Annotated in this window: 12 protein-coding genes; 9 read left to right on the top strand and 3 right to left on the bottom strand. The window is 68.6% G+C overall.

Annotated features, from left to right (window positions below):
- Window positions 1-75: 75 nt before the first annotated feature.
- Both HWX00_RS10360 and HWX00_RS10355 read right to left on the bottom strand, forming a co-directional pair.
- Window positions 76-717 carry a DUF938 domain-containing protein gene (locus HWX00_RS10360; protein ID WP_034185768.1) on the bottom strand — a complete coding sequence of 214 codons (642 nt, stop codon included), beginning with the start codon at window positions 715-717 and terminating at the stop codon, window positions 76-78.
- Window positions 714-1,610 (bottom strand): NAD-dependent protein deacetylase, encoded by an 897-nt coding sequence (locus tag HWX00_RS10355; RefSeq protein ID WP_034185767.1) that lies wholly within the window; start codon window positions 1,608-1,610, stop codon window positions 714-716. Before HWX00_RS10355 ends, HWX00_RS10360 begins: the two co-directional genes overlap by 4 nt.
- A 1,093-nt stretch (window positions 1,611-2,703) precedes the next feature.
- On the opposite strand from HWX00_RS10355, the gene HWX00_RS10350 reads away from it, so the two are divergent.
- Both HWX00_RS10350 and HWX00_RS10345 read left to right on the top strand, forming a co-directional pair.
- The gene (locus HWX00_RS10350) at window positions 2,704-3,663 is read left to right on the top strand and encodes an LLM class oxidoreductase (protein WP_059558377.1); all 960 of its coding nucleotides are present in this window, start codon (window positions 2,704-2,706) and stop codon (window positions 3,661-3,663) included.
- Between the two features lie 327 nt (window positions 3,664-3,990).
- A complete protein-coding gene (locus HWX00_RS10345; protein ID WP_175028161.1) occupies window positions 3,991-6,447 on the top strand; it encodes a mechanosensitive ion channel family protein in 2,457 nt (818 codons plus the stop codon).
- A 27-nt stretch (window positions 6,448-6,474) separates the two neighbouring features.
- On the opposite strand, the gene HWX00_RS10340 is transcribed toward HWX00_RS10345, so the two are convergent.
- Entirely contained in the window at window positions 6,475-7,311 is an 837-nt protein-coding gene (locus HWX00_RS10340) for a CerR family C-terminal domain-containing protein (RefSeq protein ID WP_175028162.1), read from the bottom strand.
- Between the two features lie 91 nt (window positions 7,312-7,402).
- On the opposite strand from HWX00_RS10340, the gene HWX00_RS10335 reads away from it, so the two are divergent.
- The 7 genes from HWX00_RS10335 to HWX00_RS10305 all read left to right on the top strand — a co-directional run bounded on the left by HWX00_RS10335 (window position 7,403) and on the right by HWX00_RS10305 (window position 16,436).
- Window positions 7,403-8,539 carry an HlyD family secretion protein gene (locus tag HWX00_RS10335; protein WP_175028163.1) on the top strand — a complete coding sequence of 379 codons (1,137 nt, stop codon included), beginning with the start codon at window positions 7,403-7,405 and terminating at the stop codon, window positions 8,537-8,539.
- The gene (locus HWX00_RS10330; protein WP_034185762.1) at window positions 8,532-10,118 is read left to right on the top strand and encodes an MDR family MFS transporter; all 1,587 of its coding nucleotides are present in this window, start codon (window positions 8,532-8,534) and stop codon (window positions 10,116-10,118) included. The genes HWX00_RS10335 and HWX00_RS10330 overlap by 8 nt, the downstream gene beginning before the upstream one ends.
- Before the next feature lie 13 nt (window positions 10,119-10,131).
- Window positions 10,132-11,619, top strand: a complete 1,488-nt coding sequence (locus HWX00_RS10325; protein WP_049034289.1) for an efflux transporter outer membrane subunit — start codon at window positions 10,132-10,134, stop codon at window positions 11,617-11,619.
- A 225-nt stretch (window positions 11,620-11,844) separates the two neighbouring features.
- Window positions 11,845-13,380, top strand: a complete 1,536-nt coding sequence (locus HWX00_RS10320; protein WP_175028164.1) for a catalase — start codon at window positions 11,845-11,847, stop codon at window positions 13,378-13,380.
- Between the two features lie 78 nt (window positions 13,381-13,458).
- The gene (locus tag HWX00_RS10315; protein WP_175028165.1) at window positions 13,459-14,070 is read left to right on the top strand and encodes an ankyrin repeat domain-containing protein; all 612 of its coding nucleotides are present in this window, start codon (window positions 13,459-13,461) and stop codon (window positions 14,068-14,070) included.
- An 81-nt stretch (window positions 14,071-14,151) separates the two neighbouring features.
- Complete coding sequence (locus HWX00_RS10310) at window positions 14,152-14,622, top strand: VirK family protein (protein ID WP_175028166.1); 471 nt, start codon at window positions 14,152-14,154, stop codon at window positions 14,620-14,622.
- A gap of 656 nt (window positions 14,623-15,278) precedes the next feature.
- Window positions 15,279-16,436 (top strand): efflux RND transporter periplasmic adaptor subunit, encoded by a 1,158-nt coding sequence (locus HWX00_RS10305; RefSeq protein ID WP_175028167.1) that lies wholly within the window; start codon window positions 15,279-15,281, stop codon window positions 16,434-16,436.
- Window positions 16,437-16,439: the final 3 nt, after the last annotated feature.

The following is a 16,439-nucleotide window of genomic DNA, read 5'->3' as shown; positions in this document are numbered from 1 at the left end:
GGGGCGCGACCCGAACCGGGCCGCGCGCACAGGCGAAAGGATAGTGGAAACCCGGCGTCGATGCGCGCCGGCGTGTCATTGCTCCGCGTGCGGCAACCGGCGGAACACGACGCTCAGGTTGTTCGCCGGCATCTCGACGACCTCGATACAGTCGAGCCCGCGATCGAGGCCGAGCGCGACGACGGTCTCGAGATCGCGCACGCCCCACGACGGGTCGCGGCTGCGCAGCTGCAGGTCGAATGCCTCGTTCGACGGCGCCGTGTGCCGGCCTTCGCGGCGGTACGGACCGTACAGGAACAGCACGCCGCCCGGCCGCAGCAGCCGCGCCGCGCCCGCGAACAGCGCTTCCGTGCAGGCCCACGGAGAAATGTGAATCATGTTGATGCAGACGATCGCGTCGAGCATCGCGACCGGCCACGATGCCTCGCGCACGTCGAACGCCAGCGGCCCGGCGACGTTCGCGAGGCCCGCATGCGCGATCCACGCGGCGATCGAGTGCCGCGCCTGTTCGTCGGGGTCGCTCGGCTGCCAGCGCAGGCCCGGCAACGCCTGTGCGAAGTGGACGACATGCTGGCCGGTGCCGCTCGCGATTTCGAGCACGCTGCCGCTCGCCGGCAGCACGCGGCGCAATACGTCGAGGATCGGCCCGCGGTTGCGTTCGGCCGCGGGCGCCAGCAACCGCGCGGCGGGATCGGGCGAAGACGGGGCGCCGGTCACGATGCATGCTCCACGGGGTTGCCGCCAAGCCCCAGACGGGCCGTCAGTGCGTCGAGCGCCGGCGCGCAACGCGCCTCGACCTTCAGCGTCAGGATCGGATCGGCGCGCGTATGGCCGAGATTGAGCGCGGCGACCGGCTTGTGCCGCGCCTGCGCCCACACGCAGAAGCGGTAGCCGGAATACACCATCAGCGACGAACCGACGACGAGCAGCGCATCGGCCGCGTCGAGCGCCTGCGACGCCAGCGCCACGCGTTCGCGCGGCACGTTCTCGCCGAAGAATACGACCGCCGGCTTCAGCAAGCCGCCGCATGCGGGACAGGCCGGCACCCGGAACGTGTCGAGCGCGGCCCATTCGAGGTGCGCGTCGCCGTCCGCGGCCGGCTCGGCCTGCGCGCCCAGCAGGTCGGGATTGTCGGCCTCGAGCACCGTCTGGATCGTCGCACGCGCATGGTGTGCGCCGCATTCGAGACAGGTCACGCCGTGGATCCCGCCGTGCAGTTCGATCACGTCGTCGCTGCCCGCGCGCTGATGCAGGCCGTCGACGTTCTGCGTGACGAGGCGCTCGATCCGGCCCGCGCCGCCGAGCCGCGCCAGCGCGGCGTGCGACCCGTTCGGTTGCGCGCGACCGACGACGGGCCAGCCGATCATGCTGCGCGCCCAGTAACGCCGCCGCGCGGCATCGGAACCGAGGAATTCGTGAAGCTGGATCGGCGGCGAGCGCATCCACTGGCCATTGCGGTCGCGATAGCCGGGAATGCCGGAATCGGTGCTGATGCCCGCGCCGGTCAGCACGAGCAGGCGCGGATGCCGCTCGACGAACGCGTGCAGCGCATCGAGCGCGGCCGGGTCGACGCCGGCGGTTGAGGAGTCGTGCAAGGCTGTGTCGTTCATGTTGGCAACGCGTGATCGGGCGCGCGGGCCGGCCGTGCGACCGCACGAGCGGCCCGCGCGCCAACACATGATACATAACGCCGCCCGATCCGGCCGGCGGCCCCGGGGGCAAAACCGGCGCACAAAAAAAGACGCCCATTCGCCGCTCGGCGATGGGCGCTTCAACAATTGATCCATCGGGGTAGTGGATCAACTGACAGCACAAAGTTGCGACGTCCGCCATGCAGCCACCGGCGAACGCTTCCCCTGGACTACGCGTGTTCCACGATGCTGCGCCGCGTCGCGCCACCGGCGCTTCCGTGCGGTCCGGGTCAGGTCCGCCACGCCGCAACGCGCGGCGCGCGAACGCATCCGCCACGCGACGACTTGCGTTGCGCGACGGCATGACGGTCCGGGATCCAGGCCGGGGGCCATCCGCATGCATTCGGGGCTCATCCCCGACGGCCGACCGTCGCCGGTCGGCCTCGTGCATCCCGCGTGCACGTCGTCGTTCAGAACGAACCCGATTGCTCGGATGGAACGGAAAGCCGCGCGCTCACGTCGCCGCACGTAACGGCGAAGCGAATACCCTGGCAGGTCGGCGATTCATGTTTGCAACACGCCACGTTGCGATTCGGTCTCTTTTCATTCTCTTGTCCCCGTCTCCGATGCGTCCGACCTACTGAAGCGATCGCCGGGCCGACTACGCCCCCGCGATCACACTCACGGCCCCTACAGATATGCAAGGAGCGCACCATGCTTCGCGCGGCAAGGCCGCGCGGGCACCTGCAGGGCGGTCGGAAAGGATCGCGCACCGTCAGGAAGCGCGAACGTTTCGAAACTGAAACGCCCGCCGGCACGGGGCGATGGCCGGCCTTGCGCGTGGTCGCGCTGCAGCGGGCACCCGGGCGGGGACCGGCGCGTTGCGTCCGCGCGCCGCGGACAATCGTCCTACCATCGTCGCGCCCCGGCCTCGCTCGGCGCGGCGTGACGCTGCGAATCGCGTAGCGCCGGGGACGGCGCATGTCGCACGGCTCGCGCGTTGCGCAAACACGCTAGCATTCGGACACGGAACGCCGCGCGTCCGCTTTTGCATCGCCCTCGAGGATCCGCCATGACCACGCCCGCCCCTGCCCGCCCCGACGTCGCTCGTCGCGTCTTTTCGGACGGACGGTTATCGATCGGCCTCACGCTGCCGCTGCTCCGCAGCGGCCGTATCGTCGCCGACTTCAACGAGCAGCTCGAACTCGCCGAGCTGGCCGATACACTCGGCTTTCGCGCGCTGTGGATTCGCGACGTGCCATTGAACAGCGCCGACTACCCGGACCCGGTCGGCCATCTCGACCCGTGGGTGCTGCTCGGTGCACTGGCATCGCGCACGCGGCGGATCGCACTGGCAAGCGGCGCGATCGTACTGCCGCTGCGACATCCGCTGCACATCGCGAAAGGCGCGCTGTCGGTCGCGACGCTGTCGGGCGGACGTTTCATCCTCGGGCTCGGCTCCGGCGACCGGCCGCCCGAATACGCGGCGTTCGGCATCGACGCGGAAACGCGTCGCGACCGCTATCGCGCGCACTGGGAGGTCGTCGCGGCCGCGCTGGGCATACCGTCACGCGTGCTGCCCGACCAGGCGCCGCCCGACGCCCCCGAATTCACGCTGCTGCCGCGCGGCGACGATGCGGTGCCGATGCTCGCGGTCGGCTCGGGCGGACAAAGCGTCGACTGGATCGCGCGACACGCGATCGGCTGGATGACGTACCACCGCGATCCGGACACGCAGCGCGCCCGCCATTCGATGTGGCGCGCGGCGGTCGACCGGCTTCCCGCGCCGGAATTTCGCGCGTTCGGCGTGTCGATGCGGCTCGACCTCGCCGCGGACCCCGATGCGCCGGCCACCGCGCTGTCGCTCGGCTACGCAACCGGGCGCCGTGCGCTGGTCGACATCCTGCAGGACATGCGTGCGGCGGGCACGCATCATGTCACGCTGAACCCGGGATCGGACCGACCCGTGCGCGAGGTCATCGAGGAAATCGCCGAACACGTGCTGCCGGTCTTTCACGACGAACATGCCTGATTCATCAGGAAACCGAATTTATCCGATGCGTCGCACATGATCGGGCGAATGCGCACGTGGCAGGGGATTGCCCGTGCCCGACGGCAAACGGGCGTGACAGGCATCTTGCGAGTCGGCAAGCCGTGCCCGCCCGATTGCCGGACCATCTGGAGCCGGCACCGGAGATTTGCCTGCGCGAGCGCACTGCAAACGCCCGCGCCGCCTTGGGGATGCCCGATTCGAATCGTCGTCGACGGAACTATTCGCGTCCGGCCGCGATCATGTTAACTTCCGTCCATCGTTCAGCCCGGCGGGCCGCGCCCCGATGCGCACCCGCATGCCCACTCCATGCGACATTTCCTCCTCGGCTGGCTGCTTGCCGCCGTCGTGTCGGCCGCCCATGCGGCCGCCCCCGCTCCGGCCGCCGCTTCGGCCGCTTCCGGCACCGCGCCCGCGCTGACGCCGCAACAGGCCCAGCAGGCACTCAATGTGCTCGAAAAACCCCGCGATCGCGCGCAGGTCGAAACGACGCTGCGCGCGATCGCAGCCGTCGGCGTACTGAGTACGCCCGCGGCCGCCGCCAGCAATGCGGCCGCGGCGAGCAGCGCATCGGCCGCCGCGGTCCCGACCGCGCTCACGTCGAACGGGCTCGCGTCGATGCTCGTTCGCCAGGGGGCGCACTGGACCACCGAAATCGGCGGCGCGCTGAAGGAATCGTTGCACTCGCTGCTCGATGTCGGCTCGGTCGGCAACTGGTGGCATGACAGGCTGGTGCGCGCCGACGCGCGCGCCGAGCTCACGCACGCGGCCTGGACCATCCTCGCCGTGCTCGTGCCCGCGCTCTTCGTCGAATGGCTCGCGAGGCGGTTGCTGCGGCGTGCGCTGTCCGCGGTCGCGGCGCGGCGCGCCGGCCCATCGCGTACCGCCGCGCCCGATTCCGTCCCGCCCGACGACGACGCACCGCCGGACTCATCCGACCCACCCGATGCCACCGACGCTGCCGAAGCCGCGCCGCCTTCATCCCACGGTCAAGGCGATGCGCGGCGTCACACCACGCTGCTGCACCGGATGCCGCGCGCGCTCGTCAGCCTGGGGCTGCGCGCGGTGCCGCTGCTCGTGTTCGTCGGCGTCGCGAGCCTGGCGATGTCGCTGCTCGGCGATACGGGCGCGCCGATCGAATCCGCGCTCGAAGCGCTGATCGACACCTACGTGATCTGCCGGCTCGTCACGATCGTCAGCCGGCTGTTCTTCCAGCCCGACGCGCGACAGCTGCGGCTGCTGCATATCAGCGACGCATGGGCCGATTTCGCGCAGCGCTCGATCGCGCGGATCGTGATCGTGGTCGGCACCTGCACGGCCGCGGTCGAGATCGCCGCAAGCTTCGGCCTCAGCGAAGCCGGCCACGTCGCGCTGCTGAAAGCCGTCGCGCTCGCCGGGCACGTGATGATCTCGGTGCTGATCCTGCAGTGCCGCCGGCCGGTCGCAGCAAGGATCCGCACGGCCGGCGCCGACCGCCCGACCTTCGCCGTGGTCGCCAATGCGCTCGCGGACGCCTGGGCCCCCGTGTCGGTCTTCGTCGTGATGGCGCTGTGGTTCGTGTGGGCGCTCGACGTCCACAACGGCTACCGCGTGCTGATCACGCTCGGCGGCCGCTCGATCGCCGTGATGATCGGCATGCGGATGGTGTCGATCGTCGTGTTCGGCGCGCTCGCGCGGCTGTTCCAGCGCCGCGACGAGGACCGCACGCTCGTCCATCTGCACGCGTACCGCTATTACCCGCTGCTGCGCCAGATCGTATCGGGCGCGATCGGCGTCGTGACCCTCGTGCTGTTGCTGCAGATCTGGGGCGTGCCGGTCTTCCGCGCGTTCGGAACGGGCACCATCGGCCACCGCCTCGCGTCGGCGCTGGTGACGATCGCGATCGCGGCGATCGTCGCGCTCGTCGTCTGGGAAGCCGCGAACATCGCGATCGAGCGCCGCCTGCAGCGCTGGACGCGCGAAGGCAACCTGGTGCGGGCGGCACGGCTGCGCACGCTGCTGCCGATGCTGCGCTCGCTGCTGTTCGTGATGATCGCGCTCGTCGTCGTGCTGACGGGCCTCAGCGAACTCGGCGTGAACATCGGCCCGCTGCTGGCCGGGGCGAGCATCTTCGGCGTCGCGCTCGGCTTCGGTTCGCAAAAGCTCGTGCAGGATTTCATCACCGGGATCTTCCTGCTGATGGAAAACGCGATGCAGGTCGGCGACTGGGTCACGCTCGCCGGCGTGTCGGGCACGGTCGAATACCTGTCGATCCGCACCGTGCGGCTGCGCGCGGGCGACGGGTCGCTGTATACGATCCCGTTCAGCTCCGTGACGACCGTCAACAATACGAATCGCGGGCTCGGCAACGCGGCCGTCAAGGTCAGCATCGCGTACGGCGAGGACATCGATCGCGCGATCGCGACGCTGAAGGAAATCGGCGCCGCGTTGCGCGACGATCCGACGTATCGCGACGGCATCCTGTCGGACTTCAGCTACTGGGGTATCGACCAGGTCGACGGTGCGGCGCTCGCGCTGGCCGGACAGATGCAGTGCACGGACTCGGCGCGCTGGAGCGTGCAGCGCGAATTCAACCGACGGATCGCGGAGACCTTCCGCGAGCGCGGGATCCAGATCGCCAATCCGCAGCGCAGCCTGGTTGCCTATGCGGACGGAACGCGGCCTGCCGGCAACGATGAAGGCGACCACGCCACCGACGACATCACCGCGCCCGACACGCCGCCCCGGCCGCCGTCGCCCGGCAACGGGGGGCGCAAGCCGGGTTGATCGCTCAACGCGTGTGACGCGCCGCGCTCAACGCGCGGCGGGTTTCTTCACGCGCACCGTCTTTTTCGCCGCAGGGCGTGCCGTTCCCGGTTTCGCCGCGCGTTTCGACGCGGCGGCACCCGGCGCGCGCTTCGCGGCGCCTTCCGGGCCGGCCGCCGGCGCGTCGCGCTGCACATGCCATTGCTCGAGCAGCACGCGCGTCTGGTCGGCGATCGTCTCGATCAGCAGCGCCGCACGCTCGCCCTCGAACGCGTCCCACTCGAGCAACTGCAGCGCCGAACGCTGCGCGATGTGGAATACCGTGAGCTGCCCGAACAGGCTCAGCGCGCGCAACCGCGTGACGGGATCGTCGGCCGGCCGCCCCGAAATGCGGCCGATCAGCGCGGCGCTCACGTCGTTCAGCGGCTTGCGCATGCGCGACATCAGGATTTCGCTCGCGCTCGCCGGCTCCTGGCCGCCCTGCTCGCGCGCAAAGAACATGCGCTGATTCATCGTCTTCGGCGCTGTGAACATCCGGTCCGACAGGGCGCGCAGCAACCCGATGAACGCATCGATCAGCACGTCGATCTCCGCGTGCGCATCGAGCATCGCCCATGCATGGCCGACCGCGGGCGCGAACACCTGCCAGCCGGTCTCCGCGATCGTCTCCACGCACGCGCGGTACACGCCTTCCTTGTTCTCGAAGTAGTACTGCAGCGCCGGCGCGTTCACGCCCGCCATCGCGGCGATCTCGCGCGTCGACGCGCCCGCGAACCCGCGTTCGCCGAACAGTTCGATTGCCGCCTCGATGATCCGCTGCCGCGTTTCGTCCCCGCGCGCGTAGCCGCCTGCCGACGTGCGGCGCAGCTTCTTCGCTTCGTTCATGCCTTCCTCGTCGTTCGATCGATCGATATTCTACTTGACACAATTTTATCAACTGGAATAATTCTTCCACTTGGAATAAATTGGATCCCGCATGTCGACGCCGCAAGACCCGCCCCAGCACCCGCCACAGAAAGCAGATCGTCAGGAAAACGGAACAACGCCGCGCAACGGAAACGGCGGATCGAAGCGGCGCATCCTGCTCGCCGTCGCCGTGCTCGCCGCCATCGGCGGCGCCGTCTGGCTCGGCCGCTGGTGGACGGTCGGCCGCTTCATCGAAAGCACCAACGATGCGTACCTGCAGGCGGACAGCATGACCGCCGCGCCGAAAGTCGCGGGCTACGTGACCGACGTCTATGTGCGCGACAACCAGGCCGTGAAGGCCGGAGATCCGCTCGTGCGGCTCGATGTCCGCCAGTACCAGGTCGCGCTCGCGCAGGCGCTGGCCACCGTCGACGCCCGCCGTGCGGACATCGCGCGCGCCGAAGCCGACATCAGCCAGCAGCGTGCGAATCTCGAGCAGGCCGACGCGCAGGCGAAGGTGTCCCGCATCAATGCTCAGCACGCCAGCGACGAATACACGCGCTATGCGCCACTCGCGGCAACCGGCGCCGAAACGCACGAACGCGTCGCCGACCTGAAGAGCACACGCGACCAGGCCGCCGCGACGCTGGCCGCGAACACCGCGTCGATCGCTGCCGCGCGCACGCAGATCGCGTCGTTCACCGCGCAACTCCAGCAGGCGCACGCGCAGCTCGAGGCCGCGCAGGCCAGCGCCGCGCAATCGCAGCTCGATCTCGACAACACGATCGTGCGCAGCACGCTCGCCGGCCGCGTCGGCGATCGCACGGTACGCGTCGGCCAGTACGTGCAGCCCGGCACGCGGCTGCTGACCGTCGTGCCGGTCGACTCGATCTATCTCGTCGCGAACTTCAAGGAAACGCAGATCGGCAACATGCGCATCGGCCAGCCCGTGTCGCTGCATGTCGACGCACTGCCGGACGGCACGTTGTCCGGCGTCGTCGACAGCTTCGCGCCCGGCACCGGCGCGCAGTTCGCGCTGCTGCCGCCGGAAAACGCGACCGGCAACTTCACGAAGATCGTCCAGCGCGTGCCGGTGCGCATCCGCCTGGACTCGAACGCCCGCGCGCAGCGCATGCTGCTGCCGGGGCTGTCGGTCACGGTCGACGTCGACACGCGTTCGGCCCGCGACGAGCAGCGCCATGGCTGATACGTCCGCCACGATGCCCGCGCCGCCGCACGAAGGCCGCGCAAGCGTCACCGACTGGATCGCGGTCGCGGCCGGCGCGCTCGGCGCGCTGATGGCCACGCTCGACATTTCGATCACGAACTCCGCGTTGCCGCAGATCCAGGGCGAAATCGGCGCGACCGGCACCGAAGGCACCTGGATCTCGACCGGCTACCTGATGTCGGAGATCGTGATGATCCCGCTCGCCGCGTGGCTCACGCGCGTGTTCGGGCTGCGCAATTTCCTGCTGACGAACTCCGCGCTGTTCATCGCGTTCTCGATGATGTGCGGCTGGTCGCACTCGCTGCCGATGATGATCGCCGGCCGGATCGGCCAGGGCTTCACGGGCGGCGCGCTGATCCCGACCGCGCAGACGATCATCCGCACGCGGCTGCCGCTCTCGCAACTGCCGGTCGGGATGACGCTGTTCGGCCTGATCGTGCTGCTCGGGCCGTTGTTCGGCCCGGTGCTCGGCGGCTGGCTCGCGGAAAACGTGAGCTGGAGCTGGTGCTTCTTCCTGAACCTGCCCGTGTGCCTGCTGCTGATGGCGCTGCTGGTGTTCGGACTGCCGTCGGACCGCCCGCACTGGAGCGCGTTCTTCAACGCGGACTGGCTCGGCATCTTCGGCCTCGCGATCGGCCTGAGCTCGCTCACCGTCGTGCTCGAGGAAGGCCAGCGCGAACGCTGGTTCGAATCGCAGATGATCGTCACGCTGAGCATCGTGTCGTTGGCCGGGATGATCCTGATCGCGCTGTCGCAACGCTTCGCGACACGGCCGATCGTGCGGCTGTCGCTGATGCGCAACCCGCGCTACGCAAGCGTGATCGTGATCGTGTCCGCGGTCGGCGCCGGGCTGTACGGGGTGTCCTACCTGCTGCCGCAGTTCCTCGCGATCGTCGCCGGCTACAACGCGGAACAGGCCGGCGCGATCATGCTGCTGTCGGGGCTGCCGGCCTTTCTCGTGATGCCGATCCTGCCGCGCCTGCTCGGCAAGGTCGATTTCCGCATCCTCGTGATCTCGGGGCTGCTGCTGTTCTGCCTGAGCTGCATGCTCGACATCAGCCTGACCGCGCAGAGCGTCGGCCACGACTTCGTGTGGTCGCAACTGATCCGCGGCGTCGCGCAGATGCTCGCGATGATGCCGCTCAACCAGGCATCGATGGCGGCCGTCGCGCGCGAGGACTCGGGCGACGCGGCCGGGCTCTACAACATGGCGCGCAACCTCGGCGGTTCGATCGGCCTCGCGATCATCGGCACCGTGATCGACCGGCGCACGACCTACCATACAGCCATGCTCCGCGAATCGGTGACCGCCAACTCGCTGATCGGACAGGACCGGCTGTCCGCCTATGCGGCCAACTGGTTCTCGCACACCGGCGACCTCGCGTATTCGAACCTGCGCGCGCTCGGACAACTGGCGCAGCAGATCCAGATCCAGGCCGTCGTGATGACCTACTCCGAAACCTTTTATCTGCTGGGCCTCGCGCTGCTCGCCTGCGTGCCGCTCGCGCTGCTGCTGAGAACGCCGCGCGGGCCGCAACCGATGTCGTCCGGCCATTGAACCGTCTTACGCGATGAAACCCTTCTTCCCGCCCCGCCGCCCCGCACTCACGCTGTGCGCGGCCGCGTGCCTGCTCGCCGGCTGCACGGTCGGCCCCGACTATCGCGGCGCACCCGCCGCCCCCGATGCGCCGACGTTCGTGCGTGCGCCCGCCACCGGCGTCGACACCGCCGCGCCCGCCCCGAGCGCGTGGTGGCGCGCGCTGAACGACCGCCAGCTCGACGAGCTGATCACCGCCGCGCTCGTCTTCAACCCCGATCTGCACGCGGCCCAGGCACGCTTGCGTGCATCGCGTGCACAGCTCTCGCAACAGCGTGCGGCCCAGTTGCCGAAAGCGTCGGCCACCGCCGCGGCCGTCCGCATGCGCGAACCCGATATCAGCGCGCTCGGTTCGCTGCTGCCGTCGAACGGCTCGAACCCGTCGGGCGGCACGTCGCCGTCGCTGGGCGGCTCGGGCCCGCTGCAGCTCTATTCGGCGGGCTTCGACGCAACCTGGGAAATCGACCTGTTCGGCGGTACGCGCCGCGCGGTCGAAGCCGCGTCCGCACAGGCCGAAGCAGTGGATGCCGACCTCGCCGATACACAGGTGTCGATCGCAGCCGAAGTCGCCAATGCGTACGTCGACCTGCGCGACCAGCAGCAGCGGCTTGCGCTGTCGCGGCAAACCGCCGGGTTGCAGCAGAAGATGCTCGAACTCACGCAGCAGCGCCGCGCGCGCGGCGTCGCGGCCGATGCGGACATCGAACGCCTGACGACGCAGGTCGAGAACACGCGCGCGTCGCTGATCCCGCTCGACGCGCAGGTGACGGAGTCGCTCGACCGGCTCGCGATCCTGACGGGCCGCGCGCCCGGCGCGCTCGATGCCGCGCTGTCGAGCGCGGATGTGCCGCTGCCGACGCTGCCCGGCAACGTCGCGATCGGCGATCCGGCCACGCTGCTCAAGCAACGCCCCGACATTCGCGCGGCCGAGCGCCGGCTCGCGTCGAGCAATGCGCAGATCGGCGAGCATGTGGCCGACTATTTCCCGAAGGTGACGCTGCTCGGCGATCTCGGCTTCAGCGCGGCGGACCCGGGGCACCTGTTCCGCAAGCAGAATTTCACGTGGGTCGGTGCGCCGTACCTGCAATGGAACATCCTCGACTTCGGTCGCACGCGCGGCGCGGTACGGGCAGCCGAAGCGTCGCGCGACGAAGCGGAAGCGAATTATCAGAAGGCCGTGCTCGGCGCATTACAGGATGCCAACACCGCATTGCAGCGCTATGGACACCAGCGCGAGCACGTCGTCGCCTTGACGAAGGTGCAGACATCGGCCGTGCATTCGCGCTCGCTGATGGACGAGCGCTATCGTGCGGGCGTCGCGTCGATGATCGACCTGCTCGATACGCAACGCGAAGCGCTGTCCGCGCAGCAGAACGTGATTGCAGGGCAAGCCGAACTGATCAAGGACTACGTGTCGGTGCAGAAGAGCCTTGGGCTCGGCTGGCAGGCAAACGCAGGGTGACGGCGCCAGCGCGCGTGACGCACGGTCGCCGCATCACGCGCGCCGCAACAACCCATTGCGCGCGCAACAATACCGGTTCGGTTCGTCCGCAACGAGCGGGCCCGCGCCGCTTCGACACCGCGGCTATCGAAAACATATCGAATATCAATTAGCCAATCATCTGACGATATCTTCTAATTCAGTCGGCTTCCCCACCACCGATCGGATTCAAGGAGTTCCATCGTCATGTCCTCATCCTCTCATCGTGCGCTGCGGCACGCAGTCGCCGCGATCTGCGTTGCCCTCTCCGCTTCCCCGTATGCCGCCGAACTCACGCGCGACACGGGCGCGCCCGTCGGCGACAACCAGAATTCGCAGACGGCCGGCCCCGCCGGCCCCGTGCTGCTGCAGGACTCCGCGCTCATCGAGAAACTGCAGCGCTTCGATCGCGAGCGCATTCCGGAACGCGTCGTGCATGCGCGCGGCACCGGGGCATTCGGCGAGTTCGTGCCGAGCGCCGACATCTCCGACCTGACGAAAGCGAAAGTCTTCACGCCCGGCACCCGCACGCCGGTGTTCGTGCGCTTCTCGACCGTGATGGGTTATCGCGGCTCGCCCGAACAGGCACGCGATCCGCGCGGCTTCGCGGTGAAGTTCTATACGCAGCAGGGCAACTGGGACATGGTCGGCATCAACTGGCCCGTGTTCTTCATTCGCGACGGCATCAAGTTCCCCGACTTCGTTCACGCGAACAAGCCGAGCGCCGTGACCGGCGTGCAGGACCCGAACCTCGCGTTCGACTTCTTCGCCCATACGCCCGAAGCGACCCACATGCTGACGATGCTGTACTCGGATGCCGGGATGCCCGACTCGTACCGCCGCATGGACGGCTTCGCGGTGCATGCGTTCAAGTTCGTCAATGCGCAGGGCGACGTGCACTACGTGAAGTTCCACTGGAAGAGCCAGCAAGGCGTGCACGGCCTACGTCCGCAAGAGATCGCCGCGTCGATCGGGCACGACTGGAACATGATGACGAACGACCTGTACGGCGCGCTGAAGCAAGGCGATTTCCCGAAGTGGGATCTGTACGTGCAGGTGCTCACGCCGAAGGACCTGAACCGCTTCGACTTCGACGCGCTGGACGATACGAAGGTGTGGACCGGCGTACCTGAACGCAAGATCGGCACGATGACGCTCAATCGCGTGCCCGACAACTACTTCCAGTCAACCGAGGAATCGGCGTTCGCGCCGTCGCGGCTCGTGCCGGGCATCGAGCCGTCCGAAGACCGGATGCTGCAGGATCGCCTGTTCGCGTATGCCGACACGCAGATGTACCGCCTCGGCGCGAACTACATGGACCTGCCGATCAACCGCCCCGTCGTGCCGGTGGTCAACAACAACCAGGACGGCAAGATGAACTTCGGCGATCGCAAGGGCGAGGTGAACTACGAGCCGTCGACGCTGAACGAGCTTGCGCAGGATCCGCAGTACAAGTCGGTCCGCACGCCGCTCAGCGGCACGACGCAACAGGAAGCGATCCACAAGAAGCTGTTGTTCCGTCAAGCCGGCGAGTACTACCGCAGCCTGTCGCAGCAGGACAAGGACGACCTCGTCACCGCGCTGTCCGGCGATCTCGGCCAGGCGAAGAACGCGCATAACCAGTACGCGATGCTGTCGTACTTCTACAAGGCCGATGCCGACTACGGCACGCGGCTCGCGCAGGCCGTTCACGCGAACGTTCAGCAGGTGCAGTCGCTTGCGGCGAAACTGAGCGACAACTGATCGCGCGACGCCGGTCGCAGCCTGGCGTGCGCGGGAGCGCCGCGCACGCCGGCCCGATTTCTTCATCAGGACACCCTCATGCGATCAGAACGTTTCACCCATGCGGTTCGCGTGGCGACGACGGCGCTGGCGCTGGCCGCGATCGCCGGCTGCGCGCATCTGCCCGACCAGCCGGCGTACGGCAAGGCCGATCCCGCCGCACTGCGCCGCTATGACGGCGACTGGTTCGACGCCGCCCGCGTCGGCCGCGTCGACATCCTGCGCGCGTTGCACGACGCCGGGTATCCCGTCGACACCACCGACAGCCGCGGCTTTACGGCCGTGATACTCGCGTCGTACGACGGCCAGCCCGCCGCACTCGACTACCTGTTGTCGGCCGGCGCCAACGCGTGCATCGGCGATCGACACGGCAATACGGCGCTGATGGGTGCGCTCTTCAAGAACGAACCCGACATCGCCCGCCGCCTGATCGACACGCGCTGCCCGATCGACCAGACGAACGGCGCCGGCGAAACCGCACTGGGATTCGCGACGCTGTTCAATCGCTTCGAACTGATTCCGCTGCTCGTCGCGCACGGCGCGAATCCGAACCATGTCGACCGGCGCGGCCAGTCGCTGCTGCAGCTCGCGCTGACGCACGACAACACCGATGCCGCGGATGCGCTGCGGCAAGCCGGTGCCAGACCGTAGCGCGACTACGCGTCAACCGTCTGAACCATGCGAGCGCACCGTGCTATGGTGCCGTTGGTTTCATCGCACGGAGACAGGAAAATGCTGAATCGCTTCGCCATTGTTCTGGTTGCCGCCGGCGCGGCAACCAGCCTCGCGGCAACGGCCGCGGGCATCCAACCGGACAGCGCCAATGCGTATCGCCAGCTGCGCACGCGGCTCTTCGCGGGCGTGACGGTCACCGCGATCTTCTCGCCGAACCAGTGCCAGAACGCGCAGCAAGCCGCAACCCGGGCACCCGTACCCACCGTATCAGGCGGTTTCGCGATACGCGATTTCATGGAAATCGGCGGCAATACGCTCGCGTTCGCCAACCAGCACCTGACCGTCCAGCCGAGCGGCGCGACGGTGCTCGAGCTGATCCAGTATCGCGTGATGCAGGACGAAAGCGCGACGGTAACGGTGCGCTCGCTTTCGCCCACGACGTACCAGCCCGTCGCGCCGGCCCAGGTGTTCCAGTGCACGCTCGGCGACGGCCTTCGTTTCGCCAATGCCTGGCGGGATCGCGACTGACGCGGGGAATGCGTAGCAAATGCGAGAATTCGTTTAAAAACAGCAGGAGTACTACGAAATTTGGATAGCGCACGGATAGGAGGAGCGATTCGTGCGCGGCCTTTCAACACGTCGATAACGATCGTCATCTTCGCGGCCGGCGCGAGTTGCGCCAGTTCGAGGTTGTCGCCGGGCACCGCATTCAGCAGCATCCGCTCGCGCCCCGCCGCCTGCACGACATCCAGCCGCCGCGGGCCCGGCAGCCTTGTCGTCGCGAGCCGGTGCAGCCGCGCCTCCTCGCCACTCCATTCGCCCAGCGCCCCCGCCGGTTCGTTCTTCACGAACCGGCGCAAGCCATCGCGCGCATCGAGCCCGAACACCGCGGCGTCCGACTGGCCGTCAGACTGCCGTGTCTTTCGGCTGACGGCCAGCGTAGCTCGCCAGGCCGCGATCGCTCCTCGTTGACTGCGTCAACGTGCGGATTGCCGGCACCACCGCACGCAGGATACCGCCCCGCCCCCATTCGTTCGACCGTCGCGACGCACGCCCCCTCTTTTCGGTTCCTTTCGCCGGCTCCATCGAATCTCCATCTTTCCGCATAAAAGACGCCAACTAATCCACGCACACTCCGCTCCGTCAAAGCAGGCAATGGACTGCCTGCATTTCCTGGAGTCGCCATGAAGAATCAGAAACGATGCTGCTACAGCGCGGTATGCGCGCTGGCGGCGGCAGTACTGGCGGGGTGCGGACCCGCCGAACAGCAGGCCGCCGCACCGGCCATCCCGGTTGCGGCGATGACACTCGCGGCCGCGCCCCTCGACGTGAGCGAAGACCTGCCGGGCCGCGTCGCGGCCGTGCGGATCGCCGAGATCCGCCCGCAGGTCAGCGGCATCGTCCAGCGCCGGCTGTTCGAACAAGGCACCGAGGTGCGCGCGGGCCAGCCGCTGTTCCAGATCAATCCGGCGCCGTTCAAGGCCGACATGGACACGGCCGCCGCGTCGCTGCAGCGCGCGCAGGCCGCGCTCGAACGCGCGAAGGTGCAGACCGCGCGCTTCAAGCCGCTCGTCGAGGCCGATGCGATCAGCCGCCAGGTGTACGACGACGCCGTGTCGCAACGCGACCAGGCCGCCGCCGACGTCGCGCAGGCCCGCGCGACGCTCGCGCGCCGCCAGCTCGACCTGAAATTCGCCACCGTGGAGGCGCCGATCGCCGGCCGCATCGACCAGGCGCTCGTGACCGAAGGCGCGCTGGTGTCGAGCACCGACAGCCAGCCGATGGCGCGCATCCAGCAGATCGACCAGGTCTACGTCGACGTGCGCCAGCCGGCCGCGTCGCTCGAATCGCTGCGCGGCGCGCTTGCCGCGCAGCCGGGCGCGACCGGCAACGGCCTGCCGGTCGACGTGCTGCGCGACGACGACACGCGCTTCGACGTGAAGGGACGCATGCTGTTCTCGGGCGTCAACGTCGATCCGGGCACCGGCGACGTGCTGCTGCGCGTGCTGGTCGACAACCCGAAACGCCAGCTGCTGCCGGGCATGTACGTGCGTGCCCGCATTCCGCGCGCGCACTACGCCAGCGCGGTGATGGTGCCGCAACAGGCGGTCGTGCGCGCGGGCGGCAAGCCGCAGGTGTGGGTGCTCGACGCGAAGGGCACCGCGCATCTGCAGGCCGTCGAGGTCGGCGAGCTGACGAACCGCAGCTACCGCATCAAGTCGGGCCTGCAGGCCGGCCAGAAGATCGTCGTCGAAGGCATGGAACGCCTGATCGACGGCGCGCCGGCCGCCGCGATCGACTGGAAGTCGCCCGACGCGGCCACCACCGCGTCCGCGCACTGAGTC

It is taken from the genome of Burkholderia seminalis DSM 23518 (assembly GCF_902832885.1).
GTDB classification, from domain to species: domain Bacteria; phylum Pseudomonadota; class Gammaproteobacteria; order Burkholderiales; family Burkholderiaceae; genus Burkholderia; species Burkholderia seminalis.
The sequence above is the reverse complement of the archived record's forward strand: the minus strand, read 5'-3'. Positions and strand labels throughout refer to the sequence as shown.

Coding starts and splice junctions, on each gene's coding strand:
- HWX00_RS10355 (WP_034185767.1), bottom strand. CDS start 1,610: ATGAACGACACAGCCTTGCACGACTCCTCAACCGCCGGCGTCGACCCG.
- HWX00_RS10350 (WP_059558377.1), top strand. CDS start 2,704: ATGACCACGCCCGCCCCTGCCCGCCCCGACGTCGCTCGTCGCGTCTTT.
- HWX00_RS10345 (WP_175028161.1), top strand. CDS start 3,991: ATGCGACATTTCCTCCTCGGCTGGCTGCTTGCCGCCGTCGTGTCGGCC.
- HWX00_RS10340 (WP_175028162.1), bottom strand. CDS start 7,311: ATGAACGAAGCGAAGAAGCTGCGCCGCACGTCGGCAGGCGGCTACGCG.
- HWX00_RS10335 (WP_175028163.1), top strand. CDS start 7,403: ATGTCGACGCCGCAAGACCCGCCCCAGCACCCGCCACAGAAAGCAGAT.
- HWX00_RS10330 (WP_034185762.1), top strand. CDS start 8,532: ATGGCTGATACGTCCGCCACGATGCCCGCGCCGCCGCACGAAGGCCGC.
- HWX00_RS10325 (WP_049034289.1), top strand. CDS start 10,132: ATGAAACCCTTCTTCCCGCCCCGCCGCCCCGCACTCACGCTGTGCGCG.
- HWX00_RS10320 (WP_175028164.1), top strand. CDS start 11,845: ATGTCCTCATCCTCTCATCGTGCGCTGCGGCACGCAGTCGCCGCGATC.
- HWX00_RS10315 (WP_175028165.1), top strand. CDS start 13,459: ATGCGATCAGAACGTTTCACCCATGCGGTTCGCGTGGCGACGACGGCG.
- HWX00_RS10310 (WP_175028166.1), top strand. CDS start 14,152: ATGCTGAATCGCTTCGCCATTGTTCTGGTTGCCGCCGGCGCGGCAACC.
- HWX00_RS10305 (WP_175028167.1), top strand. CDS start 15,279: ATGAAGAATCAGAAACGATGCTGCTACAGCGCGGTATGCGCGCTGGCG.